Below are 22839 nucleotides of genomic sequence, written 5' to 3'. Positions count from 1 at the left end.
CTAACTGGCTACTACTTTCTGATGCTGTCATGACTGTGTGTTTCTACACCATCATTCCATAAAACAAGAATATCGGTAGCGACAGCCGCACCACTTCCGGCCGCAATGGAAAGCTGGCTTCGGTGTCCGGCAAGTGTTCCGCAAACATAAATCCCTTCAGTTACTTTATGGTCTGTATTTCTGAGTTGGATGCGGTTTTTTTCCGTCAGTGATTTTTTGTGGGGTTCAACGTACTGCGTCAGTCCGTCGATGTCGAATAAATTGGAAGAACCGATTCCGACAACAATATTCCTTGAAGTGTACGCGTTTTTATTGGTGATAATGGTGAAATTCCCCGCTTCTCCCGTTACTTTCAGGACTTTTTCATCTTCGATCTGTTGGATGTGTGGATACACTTCCGCCATGTGCTGGGTACTTTCCGTTAATAGTTCCGAACCTAATTTTCCGTTTGGAACTCCGTATGCATTGTGGAAAATGGCGTCTTGTAAAGAGGATGCCTTCTGATGGGTAATAATGGCGATTTTTTTGTCGGCAGCAAAAGTTTTTCTGTGAGCAGATCCCAGAATAAGTGCACAGGAAACCCCTGAAACTCCACCTCCAATAATCAGTACATCAAACATAAACTAATTACCTCTGGTTTTCTCGTCAATCATTTTTGACATGCGGAAAATCAATAAAATGCAAACTGCGCAAAGCGAAGCTGCAATTCCGATAAGTGCGATCAAACTGTTGCCTTCAAAAAGATTATTGAAATCAAGTAAAGTAATGTTGAAAATAACCAAACCCAAGGCAAGGGCAATCATGATATACGTGAAAATTTTCATTTCTTTTGTTTTATTTGTTCTGAGTAATCAATGTATTTTGCTTAAAACATCTTCATTGGCATGGAAACAGCCTCTTTATCTCTTTATTCACAAAGTCCGCAAATAGGATGTGAAGTTAGTAAAATTCAGGTTAAACGAATAGTCCTTTAACATTGCCGGCAAATAATTTAACAGCAATGGCCAGAAGGATTACACCAAAGACTTTTCGGATAACTCCTAGGCCGTTTTTGCCCAATGCTTTTTCTATTTTTGAGGATGATTTTAAAACGGTATAAACGATAATTATATTAATAAGTATTGCAATGACAATGTTGATGGACTGGTATTGTGCGCGCAGTGAAAGCAATGTGGTCATTGTTCCGGCTCCTGCAATAAGGGGAAACGCCAGTGGTACTATCGATGCCGTTCCGGGCTCTTCATCCTTGTATAGGGTAATGCCTAAAATCATTTCCAATGCCAGGAAAAACAGGATGAATGATCCTGCAACCGCAAAGGATTTAACGTCCACTCCCATGAATTTGAGAATTTCTTCTCCAACGAAAAGAAAGGTAATCATGATGATTCCTGAAACCAGTGATGCTTTTTCCGATTCGATGTGCCCCACTTTCGTTCGTAGGTTTACTATGATCGGAATGGTTCCAACGATATCGATTACCGCAAAAAGTACCATGGAGATCGTTAAAATTTCTTTCCAGTCAAATCCCATATCAGTTTGGTTTTTTTAAGATGGCGCAAAAGTATTTCTTTCGGAATCTAATTTAACTAATAAATCGTTAATTTTTCATACTATCACTTTTTAGTTTGTACACGTTAAAAAATTGAAAATCAAATGATTAATTCCCTTTGTTCTGAAAAGGAATTGGTACATTTGTATGTATTTAAAAATCAGACGATTATGAAAAAGATAAGTCCGTTTTTAATTGTGATATTGTTGCTTTTGGGTAATGTGGGTTCGGCTCAGATTCTTGAAAAAATTGCTAAGGCCGTCGAAAAGAAAACCGAGGAGAAAACGTCAAAAACATCGGATAAGGAGAAAAATCAAGAAGCTGTAGTGGCAGCCTACGGGAAAAACAAAGCTGATGTGTCCACTGTTCCGGAAGTGTATGATTTCAGTTGGAAGTATACCATGAAAATAACTGGTGATGACGGTAAGACAATGTTCTCTGATTATTATCTGGAGCCCAACGCCGAGTATTACGGAGCTAAGATGCAGCAGTCAAAATCAGACATGTTCATGATAATGGATGGTAAAAACAAGTTGATGATAACAAGTTTTGTGAAGGGTGCCGAAAAAATGGCTTCCGCTTCCAAAATGCCGGATTATTCCAAAACAGAAGAAGGTGCGGATCCCAAATATTCGAAATTCACTTATCGATCTTTGCCGGGCAAAACCATTTTGGGTTATAAGTGTAAAGGAATCGAAGCGGTCAATGAAAGTTATGTGATGACATTTTATTACACCAGTGAAGCTAAAGTGAGTTTTGCGCAAACTTTCGGATTACAGCAAAATCAGAGTAAAACTCCGGATGCGTTAAAAAGTTTTTTAAAACCCGGGGAAAAGACCTTGGTGATGTTTGTGGTGATGAAGGATTTGACGAAAGGTGGTAAAACGACACAGATGGAATGTGTAACCTTGGAAAAACAGGCGCTTTCGTTTAAAAAAGCAGAATATAAATTTATGTAACGATATTTTATGATTTGTTTTTGGAATGGAATTTTTAGAAAGATTATCTTTGCGGCATGTTTCAATTAGGTAAAACCATCGTATCAGAAGAAATTCTGGAAAAAGAATTTGTGTGTAATCTTTCAGCTTGCAAAGGCGCTTGTTGTGTAGACGGCGATGCCGGCGCGCCTTTAACGGAAGAAGAAACGAAAATTTTAGCCGATATTTTCCCCAAAGTAAAACCTTTTTTACGTCCGGAAGGTATCGCTGCTATCGAAGCGCAGGGAACCTCTGTAGTGGGTGAAGACGGCGAATTCGAAACGACACTTATAGACGGTGCCGATTGTGCGTATGTGATTTTCGACGGAAAAACCGCGCTTTGCGGTATCGAACAGGCCTATAATCAGGGTTTGGTCGACTGGAAAAAACCGGTTTCCTGTCATTTGTACCCTATCCGAGTAAAGGAATTTTCGGAATTTTCGGCCGTGAATTATCATAAATGGCATATTTGTGATGATGCCTGTTCGCTTGGAAAAGAACTGGAAGTTCCGGTATACAAATTTGTCAAGGAAGCCTTGGTTCGTAAGTTTGGTACTGAGTGGTATTCGGAATTGGAAAAAGTTGCTGAGGAATACAAAAAATAGTCCTTCATTTCTTAGATTGTCAAAAGTCTTTCAAGTAACGTTTTTACTGCTGTTCACAGCGAAAGTTCAGAAAATTCATCTTTTATAAACAGTTGAAAGCCAGTAATTTGAAATGTGATTTTTCTGTCGAAAGAAAATTCTACATTGTTAAAAACTCGGCTTAATTGTGAATAAGTTTGGCTTTCTTTTTACAATACAAATGACAATCTTTGTAAACCCCAATCAAGTTAAATAATCAATTTTTAATCGTATAAAAGTCAAGATACTATGTCTGTAATCGAGCCAATATTGCAAGAAAACAAAGATCGTTTTGTAATTTTTCCCATCAAACACAATGATATTTGGGAATGGTATAAAAAAATGGAGGCAAGTTTCTGGACTGCGGAAGAAATTGACCTGCATCAGGATTTAACCGATTGGAATTCGAAGCTAAATGATGATGAGAAGTATTTCATCAAACATATTTTAGCATTTTTCGCTGCTTCTGACGGAATCGTAAATGAAAATTTAGCCGAAAACTTCGTAAATGAGGTGCAGTATGCCGAAGCGAAATTTTTCTACGGTTTCCAGATCATGATGGAAAACATTCACAGCGAAACGTATTCGTTGTTGATTGATACCTATGTGAAGGACGAAAATGAAAAAAATCAGTTGTTCCATGCGATTGAAGTGTTTCCGGCGATTAAGAAAAAAGCAGACTGGGCACTAAAATGGATCGAATCGGATTCGTTTGCCGAAAGATTAATTGCTTTTGCAGCGGTGGAGGGGATCTTCTTCTCAGGGGCGTTCTGTTCAATCTACTGGTTGAAAAAACGCGGACTGATGCCGGGATTGACATTCTCAAACGAGTTGATTTCCCGTGATGAAGGTGTTCACTGCGATTTCGCGGTACACTTACACAACCACCATTTGGTAAACAAAGTGCCGAAAGCAAGAATTAAAGATATTATTGTGGATGCTTTAAACATCGAAAGAGAGTTTATAACCGAATCGCTTCCGGTAAGTTTAATCGGAATGAACGCCGGTTTGATGACACAATATCTGGAGTTCGTAGCGGACCGATTGTTAGTGGAATTGGGATGTGAAAGAGTGTACAATTCTTCAAACCCATTTGATTTCATGGACATGATTTCGCTTCAGGGAAAGACCAATTTCTTCGAAAAGCGTGTTTCGGAATACCAAAAAGCGGGAATTCTGAACAGCGAAGGGGATTCGCAAAAAATCAGCTTCGACGCCGATTTTTAATAAGTACTGACCCGAAAGGGTTGATTGCAAAATGAAAATTCAGGGCTTTGCCCACCATAGATATAAAACCTTCAAAACAAGAACAAGATGAATGTAGTAAAAAGAGACGGTAGAAGAGAGCCTGTAATGTTCGACAAGATTACGGACCGAGTGAGAATTCTATGCTACGGATTAAACGATTTGGTTGATCCGGTAAAAGTAGCCATGCGCGTTATTGAAGGTTTGTATGACGGGGTTACCACTTCGGAATTGGATAATTTAGCGGCTGAAACAGCGGCTTCCATGACCATTACGCATCCGGATTACGCACAATTGGCAGCACGTATCGCCGTTTCCAACTTACATAAAAACACAAAGAAATCGTTTTCTGAAACGATGTCGGACATGTATCATTATGTGAATCCGAGAACAAACCAGGAATCTCCTTTGTTGTCCGATGAGGTGTATGAGGCTATCATGGCCAATGCCGAAATTTTAGATTCGACGATTATTTATAACCGTGATTTTAATTACGATTACTTCGGATTTAAAACCTTAGAGCGTTCGTATTTGTTACGTATCAACGGACAAATCGTAGAGCGTCCGCAACACATGTTAATGCGTGTTTCCGTTGGGATTCACTTAAACGATATTCCTGCAGCAATCGAGACGTATGAGTTAATGTCGAAGAAATTCTTCACACACGCTACACCTACGCTTTTCAATGCCGGAACACCAAAAGCACAAATGTCGTCTTGCTTCCTTTTAACAATGCAAGATGACAGTATTGACGGAATTTACGATACCTTAAAACAAACGGCTAAAATCTCGCAATCGGCGGGAGGAATTGGTTTGTCTATTCATAATGTAAGAGCTACAGGTTCTTATATCCGTGGCACGAACGGAACTTCAAACGGAATTGTACCGATGCTGCGTGTTTTTAATGACACGGCGCGTTACGTAGATCAAGGTGGAGGAAAACGTAAAGGTAGTTTCGCGATTTACATTGAACCATGGCATGCCGATATTTTCGACTTCCTTGATCTGAAGAAGAACCACGGAAAAGAAGAAATGCGTGCGCGTGATTTGTTTTTCGCTATGTGGATGAACGATTTGTTCATGAAACGTGTTCAGGATGACGCCCATTGGACGTTAATGTGTCCGAACGAATGTCCGGGATTATATGATGTTTATGGTGATGAGTTTGATGCGATGTACCACAAATACGAAGCGGCCGGAAAAGGTAGAAAAACCATCAAAGCACGTGAACTTTGGGAGAAAATTCTGGAATCGCAAATTGAAACCGGAACGCCGTACATGTTGTATAAAGATGCGGCGAACCGTAAATCAAACCAGAAAAATTTAGGTACGATTCGTTCTTCGAATTTATGTACGGAGATTTTGGAATATACTTCTGCGGATGAAATCGCGGTGTGTAATTTAGCATCGATTTCATTGCCGATGTTCGTTGAAAACGGTCAGTTCAATCACAAATTATTATTTGACGTAACCAAACGCGTTACCCGAAACCTGAATAAAGTAATCGACAGAAACTACTATCCGGTAGTGGAAGCGGAAAACTCGAACATGCGCCACCGCCCGGTTGGATTGGGTGTTCAAGGGTTGGCCGATGCGTTCATCTTATTGAGAATGCCGTTTACGTCTGATGAAGCTAAAAAACTGAACCAGGAAATCTTCGAAACGATTTATTTCGCGGCTGTAACCACTTCTATGGAAATGGCTAAAGAGGAAGGACCTTATTCAACATTTAAAGGATCGCCAATTTCTCAGGGTGAGTTCCAATATAATCTTTGGGGATTGAACGATGGGGATTTAAGCGGTCGTTGGGATTGGACTTCGCTTCGTAAAGAAGTTATGGAGCACGGTGTTCGCAACTCGTTGTTAATGGCGCCGATGCCTACTGCTTCGACTTCGCAAATTCTTGGGAACAATGAGGCGTTTGAGCCATATACTTCCAATATTTACACTAGACGTGTGTTGTCAGGTGAATTCATCGTGGTAAACAAACACCTGTTACAGGATTTAGTGAACTTGGGATTATGGAATGAAACGTTGAAACAAGAAATCATGAGAGCCAACGGTTCAATTCAGAATATCAACGGAATCCCGCAGGATATCAAGGAATTGTACAAAACCGTTTGGGAAATGAGTATGAAAGATATTATCGATATGTCTCGTCAACGTGGGTATTTCATTGATCAGTCACAATCACTGAACTTGTTCATGGAAGGTGCTACGTTCTCTAAATTAACATCAATGCATTTCTACGCTTGGCAGTCCGGTTTGAAAACGGGAATGTATTATTTAAGAACCAAATCCGCAGTAGATGCGATCAAGTTTACGCTGAATAACGATAAGAAAGCGGAACCGATTGCTGTTCCGGCAGAAGTGGCTAACGAAAGCGCTCCAATGACAGAAGACGAATTCAAAGCGATGTTGGAACGTTCTAAAAATGCCGGTCCTGAGGATTGCGAAATGTGTGGGTCTTAATAAGAAAATAGATTATAGAATATAGAAAAAAGAGCTGTTGTTTTAATGGCTCTTTTTTATATTAGCAAAAAAAAGAAATGGAAAACTCACAATTCAGGGTTACAAATGACATGCTGGCTTCTCAGGGCCAACGTTTGGCAAATTATTTTATTGATCTACTGGTGCAGTACGGACTGACATTCGGTTTCGGATTCGTGCTGGCAGCTTTTGCCATGTTTGCCGGTTTTGATGATTTACTGAACTGGCTTGCCAATATTGATAAAGTAACAGAGTATTTGCTGGGGTTTGTTGTGTTAATCATTTATTATTCCTTTTTTGAAATTTTGTTTTCAAGATCGATTGCCAAATATATTACCAAGACCATTGTGGTAATGGAAGACGGATCAAAACCTTCGCCCGTAACAATTGTCAAGCGAACGTTTTGCCGGATGATACCGTTTAATCATCTTTCATTTATAGGAGGGTCTTGCAGGGGCTGGCATGATTCCATTTCAGATACTTATGTGGTGAAGAAAGATTTATTGGAAATGAAAATGAGAATGTTCAATTCTTTTGATGAGATAGGTAAAGAGCAGGAATAAGTGTGGAACAGTCGTCAATTTGGCGGCTTTTTTATTTTTCGGCAAATCGGTTTGGTCTTCGTACCTTTGTAGTTCTAAAATAAAAATCATGACAAAAGATAAGAAAAAAGGCGTATACACCGGAATCATTGAAAAAGACGCCAACGGAAATTATTTCTGCGGCGAATATTTATTGGATTATCAGTATACCGAAGCTAATTTTAAAGTGGGTGACGAAATCAATATCAAATCGGTAATCGAAAATCCGAGTGATAAAAGTTACGATCAGTATCCTAAGAAATCGCGTAATTTCTTTCTTTCCAACCAAAAAGAATAACACTTCTATAATTAAATCCCATTCCCTTGAGTAGTTTGTATTTCACCGACCGAAGCAATGTTAAACTGGAAGATGTCGTTTTTAACGAAGCCGTTTCCGAACAGATCAAGCAGTTTTTGCGCGAATACCAATTTCGCGAAGTGCTCGAAAAATACGAGTTGCCGGTGGTGAATAAAATGCTGTTGTATGGTAAAACCGGCTGCGGCAAAACCATGACGGCTAAAGCTATAGCCAAGCAGCTGGATAAGAAAATCATCATTGTCAATCTGGCGAATATCGTTTCTTCCAAATTGGGGGAAACTTCCAAAAATATCGAAGGATTGTTCAAGGAAGTCAACTACGAAAGTGCTGTATTGTTCTTTGACGAGTTTGATTCTTTGGGTCAGATTCGGGACTACGACAACAAAGACAACAGCGAAATGAAACGTGTGGTGAATGCCATTTTGCAACTGATTGACAACTTTCCGAAGAAATCGATTTTAATAGCGGCGACCAATCAAATCCAGATGATTGATGATGCGTTGGTACGTCGATTTGAACTGAAACTAGAATTCACATCTCCCTCCAGAGCAGTGCTGGATAAGTATTACGATACGTTGTTGTTGAAATATCCGACGCAATTCCAAAAACTGGACCGTATTTATGATGTTTCCTTCGCCGAAGCTAAGAACCATGTCTTCAAAGAAGTCAAAAACAACATCATTCAGGCCGAAATTCACAAGCAAACCAACAAATAATGCAACTCGTTAGAACCACATCGGAAAACCCGGATTTCAAATACTTAACGCAATTATTTGACACCTATCTGATTGATATTGATGGTGACGAGAAAGATTTTTTTGCACAGTACAATCAAATCTACCTTCAAAATGTTATTGTTTGTTATGAAGATGCTGTTCCGGTAGGCTGTGGTGCGCTTAAAGAGTATGATTCCGAAACCGGTGAAATCAAGCGTATGTTTGTGCATCCGGAACACCGAAACAAAGGTATAGCCAATTCGATTGTACTGGAGCTCGAAGCATGGGCTAAAGAATTGCATTTTACAGCCTGTATCTTGGAAACCTCTTTTAAGTTAGAAAAAGCCATTGCGTTGTATAAAAAGTTTGGTTACCTGGAAATACCAAATTACGGACAATACATCGGCGTGGATAGCAGTGTTTGTATGAGAAAAAATATATAGCAAATTTCAGTTTTCAATTTGTACATTCGTAACGCTAAATTTTCAACTTTTAGGTTATGATGCAATGGGAACAGCTTTTGTCGTTAAGAAGACAAGGCGATACAAGCAAACGCTTACGCAAAGAACAGGACGACACCCGCTTGGGTTTTGAAGTCGATTACGACCGGATTATATTTTCTTCCGCATTCCGGAGTTTACAGGATAAAACACAGGTGATTCCGCTTTCCAAAACGGATTTTGTGCATACACGATTAACCCACAGTTTGGAAGTTTCCGTTGTAGGGCGTTCCCTTGGTCGTTTGGTTGGAAAAAAACTATTGGAAAAATATCCCCATTTAAAAGAAATTCACGGTTACCATATGAACGATTTCGGCGCGATAGTAGCTGCGGCTGCCTTAGCTCACGATATTGGAAATCCGCCTTTCGGACATTCTGGTGAAAAAGCTATTGGCGAATATTTTAAAACCGGAAACGGACAGTCATACAAAGGACAGCTGACCGATAAAGAATGGCAGGATCTGATCGATTTCGAAGGGAATGCCAATGGATTTTCGGTAGTGACCGGCTCGCGTCCCGGTGTGGAAGGGAGTTTACGTTTGACCTACGCAACGCTGGGTGCTTTTATGAAATATCCGAAAGAAAGTCTGCCTAAAAAACCTACCCAAAATATAGCCGATAAAAAGTATGGATTCTTCCAGCAGGACAAACCATTTTTTAAGGAAGTGGCCACCGAGCTGGGGATGATTTCCAATAAATCCGGAGAAGATATCGGTTTTGAAAGACATCCGTTAGCGTATTTGGTGGAAGCAGCGGATGATATCTGTTATACGATCATCGATTTTGAAGACGGAATTAACCTCGGACTAATTCAGGAGGAATTTGCGTTGGAGTACCTGATCAAACTGGTAAAAAACAGCATTGATTCTGAAAAATACAAATCCTTGATCACCAAAGAGGATCGCATCAGTTATTTGCGGGCCCTGGCTATCGGAAGTCTGATAAATGATGCTGTTAATGTTTTTATTGCAAACGAGAAAGTGATATTGGAAGGAAAGTTTCCCTTTGCCTTAACTGATAAAAGTGAATTTAAGGCGCAGATGAATGATATCATCAAAATCAGTGTAAAAAATATCTATCAGAGCAGGGAAGTGTTGGAGAAGGAGGTGGTTGGATATCAAGTGATTAATACATTGTTGGACAAATTCTGTTCAGCCTACAATAATAAGTTTGAAGGAAAATCGAGTAATTACGATGAACTGATTTTAAGATTGCTTCCGGAGAAATTTGTAACCGAGAAAATGAGTTTGTATGAACGGTTAATGCATATTTGTCATTTTGTTTCGATGCTGACCGATGGGAAGGCTTTACAATTATTTAAAATAATTCAGGGAATTAGTTGAAAAAAAATATTTTTTTGATTTGGTTCATTAAATGATTAATTTTGTGGAACTTAACGTTAAAACTATAATAATAAAAGCTATGAAAAAAGTTACTCTCGGATTGGTTTTTCTGGTCTCGCTTTTGGGTTTTTCACAAAGCCCTTTAGAGAAAATAAAAGCGTATGCCAATGAAAACCGTGTTAAATTTTCACTGACGGATCAGGATATTTCCGATTTGGTTATAGTGAATGAATTTAGCTCCGAAACCACAGGAATAAACAATTATCACGTTAAACAGCGTCATAATGGTATTGAGGTTTTTAATTCCGATTCCAATTTTTGGATTAAAAACGGGGAGGTTATTAACGGATGTGAAGAATTTATTCCAAATGTCAGTAAAAAAGTCAATGCATCAGGGCCATCAATAAATGTTTCTGCAGCATTATTGAACATTCAGTCACAAATTGAGAACACATTAACTTCAGTTCAGATCCTTGAGGTATCGGGACACGAATATAAATTAAGCAATGGCGCTCACGCGGAATACCCAATCAGAGCGGAGTTGGTTTATTTTATGACAGAAGAAAAAGCTTTGAAACTGGCTTGGGATTATGAGTTTTTTTCTCAGGATCTTAACCATTTGTGGAGCCTGAAAGTGGATGCTTTAACAGGTAAGCTTCTTGAAAAGCTTGACATGGTGTTGACCTGTAATTTCGGAGGAAACCATACTGGACATTCGCATTCTTCAAACCTTTTTGCACAGAATTTTTTCAAAAGCAATGCGTCTTCGGCTATGCTGACACCGGGTACTACGAATTATCGTGTGATTCCTTGGAATTATGAAAGTCCGAACCACAGTCCGAGACAACTAATGACAAATCCGGAAACGGCAAACGCTTCTCCAAACGGTTGGCATAACATTCATGCAACGATAGGAGGAGGAACTGTAACGACTCAGTTTACAAATACAAGAGGTAACAATGTTTATGCGAAAGATGATGTTGACGGAGATAACTCAGGAGGTGCGTATGCCACTTTTACCTCGGGTACTTATCCTAGTCTTACCTTTGATCATCCTTATCCCGGTACTGGGGTAGTGGCTAGTACTTACCTGCCGGCAGCTACAACAAACTTGTTCTATATGAACAATATTATGCACGATTTGTGGTATCAGTATGGTTTTACTGAAGCAAACGGCAATTTCCAAATGTCAAATTATGGCCGTGGAGGAACTGGAGGTGATGCGGTTAGTGCTGAAGCCCAAGATGGATCGCAAGCTAATCCGCCAAATTTGAACAATGCTAATTTCGCAACGCCAAGCGATGGTTCAGCGCCTAGAATGCAAATGTATTTATGGGATGTGGGACCGTCATTTACAGTTACGATCAGTGCGCCTGCATCAGTAGCGGGAACCTACGCAGTTAAGGATAATAATTTTCATCCTGGACATGTAACTATTGCACCTTCTCCGGGGGGAGTAAGCGGGACATTTGTTTTGTATAATGACGGTACTCCGGATTCTTCCGATGCTTGTACTGCCGCTATTAACGGAGCTGCATTAAGTGGTAAGATTGCTATTATCAGAAGAGGGGACTGTACTTTTGTTGAGAAGGTTAAGTTTGCGCAACAGGCCGGAGCTATCGCTGTTCTTATGGTTAATAATGTTGATGGAACTATAATTATGGGAGGTGCAGATGCAACCATTACTATTCCGGCGGTAAGTATTTCGCAGGCTGAGGGTGAAGCGCTTATCGCTGCTTTGAGCAGTGGAAGTATGACCGGAATCATTTCGGCACCGGCTTCTGCATTTGTTAATTCTGACGGTGATTTTGATAACGGGATTGTTGCTCATGAGTATGGTCACGGAATTTCCACAAGATTAACCGGTAATTGTATCAGCAGTTCTGAACAACAAGGTGAAGGATGGTCAGATTGGTTCTGGTTAGCGATGCAAATTAAACCGGGTGACACGAGAAATGGCGACAGAGGGTTTGCAACTTTTGCATTAAACCAGCCTCCTAACGGTAATGGTTTGAGAGAGTATAAGTATTCAACTAATATGTCGGTTAACCCACATACGTTTGGAGATACCAACAGCATGTGGTATACGGATGGTCAAGGTGTAAACAGGATAGACGTTCACTCTGTCGGATCGGTTTGGGCTGCTATGTTGTGGGATTTGACATGGAATTATATCGACAGATATGGTTATGATCCTAATATCTACACTGGTAACGGTGGTAATAATAAAGTGATGCGATTGGTTATGGATGCTATCAAGTTAGACGGATGTGCACCTTCGTTTGTGACTGCACGTGATGCTATACTTGCCGCTGATCAGGCTACTACAGGCGGACAGAATTATTGTATGATCTGGCAGACTTTCGCAAGACGCGGGCTGGGACTTAATGCTTCTTCTGGAACCAATACTGGTGTTGCCGGTATTCAGGATCAGGTAGAAGATTTTACTGTCCCGGCATCATGCGCAATGGGGGTAGATGATTTCAATAACCAAAAATCCATCCGTGTTTATCCGAACCCTACAAGAGGTCAGTTGAATATTGCAATCAGCAACTATTCCGGCAAATTGTCGATTCAGGTTTTTGATTTGAACGGAAGAAAAGTATACAATCAGGAAGTTAATGATTTTAACGCTGAAAGCGCTATTAATTTAGGTAATCTACAATCGGGGATGTACCTGATTAAAGTTGACGGAGAGAATCTTAACTATACTCAGAAAATTATTCTTAATTAAGAAAGAATAGAGTTTCATACAAAAAAAGGGAATCCAATTGGATTCCCTTTTTTTGTTTTTTCAGATCAAAATGTTTTGTCTGTAGTGGGCTTGCTCAACTTCAGTTATCAAACCATTTAAGTCCGGGTTGTGATTGTCCCATATTTTCCAGATGCCCTGATTTTTCTTAATGAAGTAGGTTTGTCTGTTAATCTTGTTGTATACTTTCACCGGATTGTTACTTTGGTCTTTCCATTCAATGTTCCAAAATTCTTCTGCTGACAATACAACTAAAGTGTCACTGGCGCTTATTAATCTGAAATCATATACTTCAAAATTGGAACGGTTTTCGTCGGTGTTCGCCTTAAAATTTAAGTTGGAGTATCTGTGAAGCGCGTCACTGATTCTTTTTATTAAGGGGCTGTCGGCAAACAGGTAGTCTGTCATCGCTCCCAAATCAATGTTAGGGAGCTCTTGAATGCATTTGAATTCTTCCCGGCAATAGTTAAGTACTAATGCTTCAAATTCGTCAGTAAAGGGGGTGTTTGGGGTTAATTCAGGATTTACCTCGTTGTCTTTACGATGTGCAAGGAACTCATTCAGGGAAGAGTGGCCTAAAAAAATGGCCAATTTGTCCAGTGTTTTCAGAAGACGTAAATCGGGATTCGTTTTTTCGGTATAGACATCGTTTAAAATCCTTTGCAAAGTCATACCCGAAATCGTCAGATTGGTTTTGTTCTTCTTAGAGTCCTTAGCGGTTATTGCTTTTGATAAGGCATCAGATATGATTTGCGATAAAATAATGCATTGCGTTCTGCTCCAGTTCGCATTGCTTCCAATGGAGCTGTTCACAACGGAAGGGTGCGACCTTATGCACTCCTTGAGTTGGTCAATAATAAGTTTCATTTGTAGTTGTGTTGTTGTTGGTTGGGTTTGTTTGGTTTTGCTGTTATCCTATTTCAATATATTTTCGTTTTTAGATTAAAAAATGTAAATGTAAGATTTTTTTGTTAAAAAACATAACTTAATCCTACACCCAATATTTGTTTTAACTGAAGTTTAGGTCCTCGGGTTACCTGTACGCCGTCAACGTCTTCTTTCGATTTAATGTCGTCGTCATAGATTACATTTGTGGAAATATTAGCCCGGACATACTGATTGACCACCATGTCCAATTGCAATTGCCAATCCACGTCAATGTTTCCGAAATTATTCAGATAATCACTGTACAGCACAAGACGATGGTCAAGATTGATATTCTTGAAAATTTCTTTTTTATACTGATTGGTGAATAAAATACCCATCTCGGTTCTTGTTTTTTTACCGTGACTAATAAGGTTTCCGTTTGCGTCATACGTAGCTTTATCTACACCAAAAGCACCTTGGTCTGCCAGACGTTCGTCTAAAACAAATGTGGTTTTAAAGGTCAAAGGTGAGAAATAAGCTCTGAATCCCCCATCGCCTTCTTTAAGATAGTATTCCGTTCCTACCCCCAGAAATAGATAGGCGGGTGCAAATGGTTTTGAAATGGCGTAGTCGGTGTTGGGATAAGCATACCCATTAGTAAATTGCGTGTTGAAGCTGAATTTAGCCGAATAATACCAATTTGAAATCGTATCCGTTTTAAATCCGGCTGTAGAGTTTAGCTGGATAACGTCATCTGTTTTTCTGGCTTCTATTCCGTCCTGTTTGTTTAATCCGTAGCGTGTGATAAGTTCGTTATGCCAAACGAAACGGTCTTTAGTGTACTTTCGGATAAAGGCGCCTTTTAAAATCCCTGAAATGGCATTTTCTCCACCCGCACTCCAGTTCACAAAAGCGATCTGTGTCAAATCAAGGCCAACGGTGTTTTTTGATGTCCATCTTTTGATGGTGTCCGGTTGCGAAGTCCGGATAATATCCTGAGCGAAACTTTGTTGAAAGGTAACAATACAGAGTAATCCTAAAAAGTAGGTTTTTAAGGAATTCATAATAAAGGGTTGGGTTTAATTTGATGCAAAAATGAACATTTTCAACGACTTGAGAAAATCGTTTTCAAACTATTAACGTCGATTCCGCAAATTTGTTGCTGCTCGGAAACGGTTCCCTGTTCGATGAAAACATCCGGAATTCCGATTATTTTTACAGAAACAGTATGATTGTTTTCCGTGCAGAAGTTGGAAACCAAACTTCCGAAGCCACCTATCACAGTACCCTCTTCTACGGTAACAATATGTTCGTGATTTTCGCAGATTGTCTTTAGCGTATCGGTGTCCAAAGGTTTTACAAAAGGGAAGTGATAATGCGAAAACAGCTCTGGATTCTCAATCTCATTCAGTGCTGCGGCTGCATTGTTTCCTATAAAACCGGTAGATAAAACTGCCGTTTTTGACCCTTTTCGAAGCAATTTAGCTTTGCCGATAGCTATTTTTTCAAAAGGTTGTTGCCAGTCTAAGAGAATGCCTCTTCCTCGCGGATATCGAATGGCAATCGGATGTTCCAGGCCGAGTTGAGCGGTGTACATGATGTTCCGTAATTCCGATTCGTCTTTTGGGGCACAGAGTGTCATATTAGGGATACAATTCAGATAGGCCAAATCGTATGCGCCATGATGTGTTGCTCCGTCTTCGCCAACCAGTCCGGCGCGGTCCAGACAGAAAATCACCGGTAAATTCTGCAAGGCCACATCGTGAATTAACTGATCATAAGCCCGTTGCATGAAAGTGGAGTAAATATTGCAGAAAACAACCATTCCCTGAGTGGCCATACCGGCAGCTAAGGTAACTGCGTGTTGTTCCGCAATACCCACATCAATGGCTCTTTGCGGAAAAGCCTCCATCATGAATTTCATTGAGGAACCCGTGGGCATGGCCGGTGTGATTCCGATGATTTTTTCGTTTTGTTGCGCCAATTCCACTAAGGTGTGTCCGAAAACATCCTGAAATTTCGGTGGAAGGTTTTCTTCTGATTTTGGAAGGATTTCCCCGGTTTCTTTGTCGAATTTCCCGGGCGCGTGGTATTTTACCTGGTCTTCTTCCGCCAACTGCATTCCTTTGCCTTTGGTGGTTATGATGTGCAGGAATTTAGGCCCTTTCTTATGTTTTAATCGGTTTAGTTCTTTTAAGAGGGCTTCAAAATCATGTCCGTCAATCGGACCGGAATAGTCAAAATTCAACGACTTGATCATGTTGTTGTCTTTCGGGTTTTTTCCCTCCTTAACCGAAGTCAGATAATCTTTCAAAGCACCGACACTTGGGTCAATTCCGATAGCATTGTCATTCAGGATTACCAATAAGTTGGCATCGGTAACTCCAGCATGATTCAAGCCTTCAAAGGCCATTCCAGAGGCAATCGATGCGTCGCCGATAACCGCGATGTGCTGTTTTTCGGTTTCGCCTTTTAAATTGGATGCCAAAGCCATGCCCAATGCTGCCGAAATGGATGTCGATGAATGTCCGACGCCAAAAGTGTCATACTTGCTTTCGTCGCGTTTCGGAAATCCGGAGATGCCCTGAAGTTGGCGATTTGTATGGAAAACGTCTTTGCGTTCAGTCAGTATTTTATGTCCGTAAGCCTGATGACCTACATCCCAAACCAATAAATCTTCAGGAGTGTTGAAAACATAATGCAGTGCAATTGTCAATTCAATTACACCCAGACTGGCACCCAGATGGCCTTCCTTTCGTGAAACGATGTCGATGATGAATTCCCGTAATTCTTTTGCGACTACGGGCAATTGTTCCGGTGAAAGTTTCCGTAAATCGGTCGGATTGTTGATATTTTGCAAGAGATTCTCAGACATGAGACAAATGTACGATTTGAAATTGTATTTTTGTTTTCATGGAAAACATTTTCACCGACGACTATTTTATGAAGAAGGCTTTTCAGGAAGCCGAAATTGCTTTTGAAAAAGGTGAAATTCCCGTTGGCGCCGTTGTGGTAGTGGATAATCGCGTGATTGCACGTACACATAATTTAACCGAATTGTTGAACGACGTTACTGCTCATGCCGAAATGCAGGCCATAACTTCTTCGGCCAATTTTCTGGGCGGAAAATACCTGAAGGACTGCACCCTTTATGTAACCCTCGAGCCCTGCCAGATGTGTGCGGGCGCTCTGTACTGGTCACAAATTACCAAAATTGTGTTTGGTGCACGAGACGAACACCGTGGCTATATTAAAATGGGTTCGCAATTGCATCCGAAAACCGTGGTTGTTGGTGGGGTGATGGAGGAAGAATGTGGAACTTTAATGAAACGCTTTTTTGCTGAAAGAAGAAAATAAGAACTGCTATTCACTTGAATAGCAGTTCTGTATAAAATTGTAGAATGATATGTTTTAATTGCAACCGTCTATGGTACAACTGTTTTCGTCGGTTGAATTTTGCAGGTCTAATGTGGCTTCAAAGCCGCCATCTTCCCATGCTTTTTGCAGGGTTGTTAAAAACACTTCGGGTGATTGTGCTCCGGTAACCGCATATTTATCATCAAAAACAAAGAATGGCACACTGTTTACGCCAAGTGATTGTGCCTCGTTCATTTCTTGTTCAACCTCATTAACATAGGCGTCGGAATGTAAAACAGCTTCAATTTCTTCCATTTTCAATCCAACTTTTAAAGCAAGTTGCATCAATGTTGTTTTGTCATCTATATTTAAGCCTTCAGTAAAATGTGCTTTAAACAGCAATTCTTCGAAAGCGTCGCCCAAATTATGTTTTTTGGCAAGATGGGATAAACGATGCGCGTTTAAAGAATTGGCTAAAATTAGTTTCTCGAAATGATAGTCCAATCCAACGGCTTTGGCTTGTTGGGTAACACTTTCGTGCATGGCAACCGACCAATTTCTGTCTCGTCCGTATTTTTTAGCCAAATGATCATAGGTGTTGTCCCCGGGCTGGTACTTAGCTCTTGGGTCCAGCTGAAAACTCTTCCATTCGATGGCAACGGCATTTTTATTTTCGAATTGTTCTAATGCTTCTTCCAGTTTTCGTTTTCCAATGTAACAAAACGGACACATAACATCCGACCAAATCTGTATTTTCATTTGATTTTTCATTTTTATAAGTCTTTATTCGGCTTTGCCAAATGATTTGACTGGGCAAAATTAGTGAATTTGTTTCCCGACTGTTTTTAGTTTAGGTTTTTATTAGGAAAAGAAAATCTGAAAAAAGTGCATAAAAAAACCGCCTCGTTTCTCAACGGGCGGTTTTGTTTTGGTTTTTATCGAACTTCATTTCCTTCTTTGTCAAAGAAATGATATTCGAGGAACGTGTAAGCGTCACGCGGTATGATTTTCACCCATTTTTTATGTTCAAAAAACCATTTTGAACGTATTGATGGAAAACCTTTGGTAAGGTATGCTGCCACAAAAGGGTGTGCGTTTAAAACAACCTTTTTATGGTCTTTGGTAATTCTTTCAAGATCAGCCACTATTTTATCAACAATCAAGATTGGAGCTTCAATTTCCCCGTTTTCGTTATTCGGGTCTTCTTCTCTTGTTTTGATATTCACTTCGGGTCTGACTCTTTGTCTAGTAATTTGAATCAATCCAAATTTGCTAGGAGGCAAGATCTTATGTTTCGCCTTGTCGTCACTCATTTCCTCTTTCAGAAAATCGTATAATGTTTTACGATTGTCCGGATTCTGCATGTCTATAAAATCGACTACAATAATCCCGCCCATGTCGCGAAGTCGTAACTGTCGTGCAATTTCTGCCGCGGCAATCATGTTCACTTCCAGTGCGGTGTCTTCCTGATTGGTGGCTTTGTTGGATCGGTTACCGCTGTTAACATCGATAACGTGCAATGCCTCGGTGTGCTCTATGATAAGATAAGCTCCTTTGCTCATAGAAACCGTTTTTCCGAAAGACGTTTTTATTTGTCGCTCTATATTGTACTTTTCAAAAAGAGGTAAATCCCTTGATTGGTAATGTTTGACAATTGAGACTTTAGAAGGAGCTATTTCTTGCAAATAGTCCTTAGTTTGATAATACAAATCCTCATCATCGACATAAATTCCCGTGAAGGTGTCGTTAAATACGTCTCTTAATATAGATGAAGCTTTGTTTACTTCGCCTAAAATTTTCGACGGATGATGAGCCGTAGGTATCCGTTTGCACATTGCCGACCATTTGTCGAGCAAGTTTTGCAAGTCTTTGTCCAGTTCGGCCACTTTTTTGCCTTCTGCTACTGTGCGAACAATAACACCAAATCCTTTTGGTTTGATAGACTGAACCAGTCGTTTTAATCGGTCTTTTTCTTCTTTGGAATCAATTTTCTGAGAAACCGAAACCCTGTCCGAAAAAGGGACTAAAACCACATATCTTCCGGCCAGTGAAAGCTCAGAGCTTATTCGTGGGCCTTTAGTCGATATCGGTTCTTTAACTACCTGTACCAGAATAGACTGATTGGCACTCAGCACGTCGCTGATGGCGCCATCCTTGTTTATTTCCGGCTCAAAAGGAAAGTTTTTTAGGGAGAAATCTTTTATTTTACCTGCGCTTACAAGTTTAATGAATTTCATCATGGAAGAAAGGTTCGGACCTAAATCGTGATAATGCAGAAATGCATCTTTCTCGAAGCCTACGTTTACAAACGCAGCGTTTAGTCCAGGAACCGGTTTTCTGATTTTGGCGATAAAAATATCACCTACCTGAAACCCGTTTTTTTCCTCTCCACCTTCTTCTTTGTGTAATTCAATTAGTTTTCCATCTTTTAATAAGGCAAAATCTACGGCATCTGAACTGGTTCGAATAATTAATTCTTTGTTCAAAATGTGTACATTTTTATCCGCACTTTTAAGTGAAAAGTGAAAAGTGAAAAGTGAAAAGTTGCAAATCTTAAAGAAGATGCCTTATCCCTTATCCCTTGTCCCTTATCTCCGAATTGTACAGATGGATTAAACAATTTTTTACAGGTATTGTACCCGGTTGGATTTTAGATGTCAGACTACAGATTTTAGATTGCAGAAAATTTCTGCCGTCTGAAAACTGCTAGCTGCTCTCTTAATCCAAATTTCAATGAACTTTTTAAATGAAAAAAAGAAAAAGTAGTTTTAAACTACTTTTTCTTCTTGTGACGGTTAGCTCTCGCTCTTTTTTTACGTTTGTGAGTAGCTACCTTATGTCTTTTTCTTTTTTTACCACTTGGCATAACTTGTAGTGTTTAGTGATTAATAATTAGTTAATTTTTTGCTTCAGTATTTGTTTTTACTCCATCAACAAATATTTTCGCCGGTTTAAAAGCCGGAATGTTGTGAGCAGGTATTTTAATTGTAGTGTTTTTAGAGATGTTTCTTCCGGTTTTTTCAGCTCTTGTTTTGATGATGAAGCTTCCGAAACCTCTTAAATATACATTGTCCCCAGTTTCAAGTGAGTTTTTTACTTCGTCCATAAAAGACTCAACTGTTGCCTGAACGTCTCCTTTTTCAAGACCCAATTTCTCAGAAATTTTCGCTACGATGTCTGCTTTCGTCATTTTCTTTCGTTTTATATTGATGTGTATTTTTTTGAGTGTGCAAATATAGCAATTAAAAAAACAATTTTTCAACCTTAATCGATTAAAATTTAATTACATAAAGTTTTATTTTTGTTTACCAATAATTTAGAATGAATTTTACTAACTTGCTAATTCAATGGTATTTACGTGAAAAACGTGATTTACCTTGGCGAAAAACCTCTGATCCATACGCTATTTGGCTCTCGGAAATTATGTTACAGCAAACGCGTGTCGCTCAGGGATTGCCTTATTTTTTAAGGTTTACCGAAGCATTTCCCACTGTTTTTGATCTGGCTTCCGCCGATGAGGAAGAGGTACTTAAACTCTGGCAGGGTCTGGGGTATTATTCCCGTGCCCGAAATCTGCATGCTACGGCAAAACAGATCTCTTTTGATTTAAACGGAAAATTTCCCGACAACTACAAAGACTTGCTGAAATTAAAAGGAGTGGGCGAGTATACCGCAGCAGCCATTGCTTCCATTGCCTATGGTGAAGCTGTGCCGGTAGTGGACGGGAACGTCTATCGTGTACTGTCCCGTTACTTTGGTGTGGAAACGGATATTTCTGCGGCTTCAGCCAAAAAGGAATTCTTTGCATTGGCGGCTTCCTTGTTGCCAAAAGATAGGTCATCCGAATTCAATCAGGCGCTTATGGAATTCGGCGCATTGCAATGTGTTCCGAAAAACCCCGATTGCCAAAACTGTATTTTCAGCGCAAGTTGCCACGCATTGCAGTATAAGAAGGTGGAAATGCTTCCGGTAAAATTAAAGAAAACCAAAGTGGTCAACCGTTTTTTTAACTATCTTATACTAAAGGATGGTGCCGGGAAATCGGTAATTCGTAAAAGAACCGGGAAAGGGATTTGGCGTAATTTATATGAGTTCCCTTTGGTGGAGACTTTTCAGGAAGTAGGTTTTGATGAAACGTTTCGGCTGATTGAAGAGTTTTCATCCCATTTTAAACCGAAGCACATCAGACCATTGCAGCATAATTTCATTCTTCATAAGCTTTCTCATCAACATTTGCAGATCCGTTTCTGGGAAGTGGAAACAGATCAGGAGTTACAGGACGGAATGACTGTTGAGGAGATCAGGAAATATCCCTTTCCTATCGTAATCCATAATTTTATGGAGGAACATTGGGCAGATGCATAGAAATTACTATATTTGAGTACAACTAAAAATACAAGCCATGAACGGTACATTGAATAAAGTGATTCTGATAGGGCATTTGGGCGACGATGTTAAAATGCATTATTTTGAAGGAGGAAATTGCATCGGACGATTTCCGTTAGCGACAAACGAAGTATACATTAATAAGACTACGGGTGAGAAAATCACCTCTACCGAATGGCATAATCTGGTAGTGCGCAACAAAGCAGCTGAAATCTGCGAAAAATACCTTTCTAAAGGGGATAAGATTTATGTGGAGGGTCGAATCAAATCGCGACAATGGCAAGCCGAAGACGGTACAACCAAATATACCACCGAAATTCAGGTAACCGAATTTACCTTTTTAAATGTTAAGAAGGAAACCGAACAGAAACAGGGCGGTTACAATCCGCAGACTAATGAGCCTCCTGTGGCACCAAGTGGCGGTGAAGATTTACCGTTTTAATGTCTGAATTCAAATAAACTTTCCGAAACTGCGTTTCACATTGTATCTTTACGACCTAAATTTAGCGTAAGGTTTTCTGTTATGATGAAAAATAAGACTATCGTTTTTTTGTTGGGTGTTTTTGTTTCCTTAACGGCAGTAGGATGTAAAGACGAAACGGTGCCAAAACCTAAGAGTCATTTGCGTTTGGAATATCCGTCGGCACAATATAAAACGTATTCGATTTCCGGTGCTGGTTGTGGTTATGAGTTTGAGGTGAATGAATTTTCGAAGATCAAAACCAAAGCGGATTGTTCGATGGAGATTCAATATCCTAAAATGAAGGCAACGGTATATCTGAATTATAAAAACGTAAATAATAATATCGATCAGTTGCTGCGTGATGCTCAGAAGTTAACCTACGAGCATGTAATCAAAGCGGATGACATAGCGGAACAGCCGTTTGTAAATCCCGAGCACAAAACTTACGGGATGTTTTATCAGGTGGGCGGAAATGCAGCTACCAATGCACAGTTTTACGTGACCGACAGCACAAGACATTTTTTGGTGGGATCGGTTTACTTTTACGCGAAACCGAATTATGATTCGATTCTTCCGGCCGCGGCGTATATTAAAAACGACATGCGAAAGATTATGGAATCGGTGAAGTGGAAATGATATAATGAAATAAAAAAAAGGAACTCGATCGAGTT

Annotated in this window: 23 protein-coding genes; 14 read left to right on the top strand and 9 right to left on the bottom strand. The window is 39.8% G+C overall.

From position 1 onward, the window contains the following. Nucleotides 1-11: 11 nt before the first annotated feature. The 3 genes from FLJC2902T_RS04960 to FLJC2902T_RS04950 form a co-directional block, all read right to left on the bottom strand. Nucleotides 12-620 (bottom strand): FAD-dependent oxidoreductase, encoded by a 609-nt coding sequence (locus FLJC2902T_RS04960; RefSeq protein WP_023578673.1) that lies wholly within the window; start codon nt 618-620, stop codon nt 12-14. Nucleotides 621-623: 3 nt separating this feature from the next. Next, nucleotides 624-824, bottom strand: a complete 201-nt coding sequence (locus FLJC2902T_RS04955) for a hypothetical protein (RefSeq protein ID WP_023578672.1) — start codon at nt 822-824, stop codon at nt 624-626. Between the two features lie 130 nt (nt 825-954). Next, nucleotides 955-1530: a MarC family protein gene (locus FLJC2902T_RS04950; RefSeq protein WP_023578671.1), complete on the bottom strand. Its 576-nt coding sequence runs from the start codon at nt 1528-1530 to the stop codon at nt 955-957. 123 nt (nt 1531-1653) lie between these two features. Here FLJC2902T_RS04950 and FLJC2902T_RS04945 point away from each other — a divergent pair, with 123 nt between their 5' ends. From FLJC2902T_RS04945 to FLJC2902T_RS04900, 10 genes are all read left to right on the top strand, one after another. After that, complete coding sequence (locus FLJC2902T_RS04945) at nt 1654-2508, top strand: hypothetical protein (protein ID WP_023578670.1); 855 nt, start codon at nt 1654-1656, stop codon at nt 2506-2508. A 56-nt stretch (nt 2509-2564) separates the two neighbouring features. Further along, nucleotides 2565-3131 carry a DUF3109 family protein gene (locus FLJC2902T_RS04940; RefSeq protein ID WP_023578669.1) on the top strand — a complete coding sequence of 189 codons (567 nt, stop codon included), beginning with the start codon at nt 2565-2567 and terminating at the stop codon, nt 3129-3131. Nucleotides 3132-3398: 267 nt separating this feature from the next. After that, nucleotides 3399-4376 carry a ribonucleotide-diphosphate reductase subunit beta gene (locus tag FLJC2902T_RS04935; protein ID WP_023578668.1) on the top strand — a complete coding sequence of 326 codons (978 nt, stop codon included), beginning with the start codon at nt 3399-3401 and terminating at the stop codon, nt 4374-4376. Nucleotides 4377-4463: 87 nt separating this feature from the next. Then, nucleotides 4464-6866 carry a ribonucleoside-diphosphate reductase subunit alpha gene (locus FLJC2902T_RS04930; protein ID WP_023578667.1) on the top strand — a complete coding sequence of 801 codons (2403 nt, stop codon included), beginning with the start codon at nt 4464-4466 and terminating at the stop codon, nt 6864-6866. Nucleotides 6867-6943: 77 nt separating this feature from the next. Next, nucleotides 6944-7447, top strand: a complete 504-nt coding sequence (locus tag FLJC2902T_RS04925; RefSeq protein ID WP_023578666.1) for an RDD family protein — start codon at nt 6944-6946, stop codon at nt 7445-7447. 88 nt (nt 7448-7535) lie between these two features. After that, nucleotides 7536-7763 carry a hypothetical protein gene (locus tag FLJC2902T_RS04920; protein WP_023575635.1) on the top strand — a complete coding sequence of 76 codons (228 nt, stop codon included), beginning with the start codon at nt 7536-7538 and terminating at the stop codon, nt 7761-7763. Nucleotides 7764-7789: 26 nt separating this feature from the next. Continuing rightward, nucleotides 7790-8500, top strand: coding sequence for an AAA family ATPase (locus FLJC2902T_RS04915; RefSeq protein ID WP_023578665.1), 711 nt, complete (start codon nt 7790-7792; stop codon nt 8498-8500). Beyond that, on the top strand, nt 8500-8943 hold the full coding sequence (locus tag FLJC2902T_RS04910; RefSeq protein ID WP_023578664.1) for a GNAT family N-acetyltransferase: 444 nt from the start codon (nt 8500-8502) through the stop codon (nt 8941-8943). The genes FLJC2902T_RS04915 and FLJC2902T_RS04910 overlap by 1 nt, the downstream gene beginning before the upstream one ends. A 59-nt stretch (nt 8944-9002) precedes the next feature. Beyond that, nucleotides 9003-10343 (top strand): deoxyguanosinetriphosphate triphosphohydrolase, encoded by a 1341-nt coding sequence (locus tag FLJC2902T_RS04905; protein WP_035677448.1) that lies wholly within the window; start codon nt 9003-9005, stop codon nt 10341-10343. Nucleotides 10344-10422: 79 nt separating this feature from the next. Next, nucleotides 10423-13077, top strand: coding sequence for a T9SS-dependent M36 family metallopeptidase (locus FLJC2902T_RS04900; RefSeq protein ID WP_023578662.1), 2655 nt, complete (start codon nt 10423-10425; stop codon nt 13075-13077). Nucleotides 13078-13137: 60 nt separating this feature from the next. Here FLJC2902T_RS04900 and FLJC2902T_RS04895 read toward each other — a convergent pair whose 3' ends face one another. From FLJC2902T_RS04895 to FLJC2902T_RS04885, 3 genes are all read right to left on the bottom strand, one after another. After that, complete coding sequence (locus tag FLJC2902T_RS04895) at nt 13138-13962, bottom strand: hypothetical protein (protein WP_023578661.1); 825 nt, start codon at nt 13960-13962, stop codon at nt 13138-13140. A 104-nt stretch (nt 13963-14066) separates the two neighbouring features. Continuing rightward, entirely contained in the window at nt 14067-15026 is a 960-nt protein-coding gene (locus FLJC2902T_RS04890; protein WP_023578660.1) for a DUF3078 domain-containing protein, read from the bottom strand. Between the two features lie 41 nt (nt 15027-15067). Further along, nucleotides 15068-16837: a 1-deoxy-D-xylulose-5-phosphate synthase gene (locus FLJC2902T_RS04885; protein WP_035677302.1), complete on the bottom strand. Its 1770-nt coding sequence runs from the start codon at nt 16835-16837 to the stop codon at nt 15068-15070. Between the two features lie 38 nt (nt 16838-16875). On the opposite strand from FLJC2902T_RS04885, the gene FLJC2902T_RS04880 reads away from it, so the two are divergent. Beyond that, a complete protein-coding gene (locus tag FLJC2902T_RS04880; protein WP_023578658.1) occupies nt 16876-17319 on the top strand; it encodes a nucleoside deaminase in 444 nt (147 codons plus the stop codon). 54 nt (nt 17320-17373) lie between these two features. Here the strand turns inward: FLJC2902T_RS04880 and FLJC2902T_RS04875 are convergent, their stop codons facing one another. The 3 genes from FLJC2902T_RS04875 to FLJC2902T_RS04865 form a co-directional block, all read right to left on the bottom strand. Beyond that, entirely contained in the window at nt 17374-18078 is a 705-nt protein-coding gene (locus FLJC2902T_RS04875) for a DsbA family oxidoreductase (RefSeq protein ID WP_023578657.1), read from the bottom strand. Nucleotides 18079-18254: 176 nt separating this feature from the next. After that, a complete protein-coding gene (locus tag FLJC2902T_RS04870; RefSeq protein ID WP_023578656.1) occupies nt 18255-19805 on the bottom strand; it encodes an Rne/Rng family ribonuclease in 1551 nt (516 codons plus the stop codon). Nucleotides 19806-20215: 410 nt separating this feature from the next. Beyond that, complete coding sequence (locus FLJC2902T_RS04865; protein WP_023570530.1) at nt 20216-20509, bottom strand: HU family DNA-binding protein; 294 nt, start codon at nt 20507-20509, stop codon at nt 20216-20218. Nucleotides 20510-20640: 131 nt separating this feature from the next. Between FLJC2902T_RS04865 and mutY the strand changes: the two genes are divergently transcribed. The 3 genes from mutY to gldD all read left to right on the top strand — a co-directional run bounded on the left by mutY (nt 20641) and on the right by gldD (nt 22804). Further along, nucleotides 20641-21684, top strand: coding sequence for an A/G-specific adenine glycosylase (mutY, locus tag FLJC2902T_RS04860; RefSeq protein WP_035677300.1), 1044 nt, complete (start codon nt 20641-20643; stop codon nt 21682-21684). A gap of 37 nt (nt 21685-21721) precedes the next feature. Beyond that, nucleotides 21722-22147: a single-stranded DNA-binding protein gene (locus FLJC2902T_RS04855; RefSeq protein WP_023578654.1), complete on the top strand. Its 426-nt coding sequence runs from the start codon at nt 21722-21724 to the stop codon at nt 22145-22147. A gap of 84 nt (nt 22148-22231) precedes the next feature. Beyond that, nucleotides 22232-22804: a gliding motility lipoprotein GldD gene (gene gldD, locus FLJC2902T_RS04850; RefSeq protein WP_035677446.1), complete on the top strand. Its 573-nt coding sequence runs from the start codon at nt 22232-22234 to the stop codon at nt 22802-22804. Nucleotides 22805-22839 lie beyond the last annotated feature (35 nt).

This window comes from Flavobacterium limnosediminis JC2902 (assembly GCF_000498535.1).
Lineage (GTDB): Bacteria > Bacteroidota > Bacteroidia > Flavobacteriales > Flavobacteriaceae > Flavobacterium > Flavobacterium limnosediminis.
The sequence above is the reverse complement of the archived record's forward strand: the minus strand, read 5'-3'. Positions and strand labels throughout refer to the sequence as shown.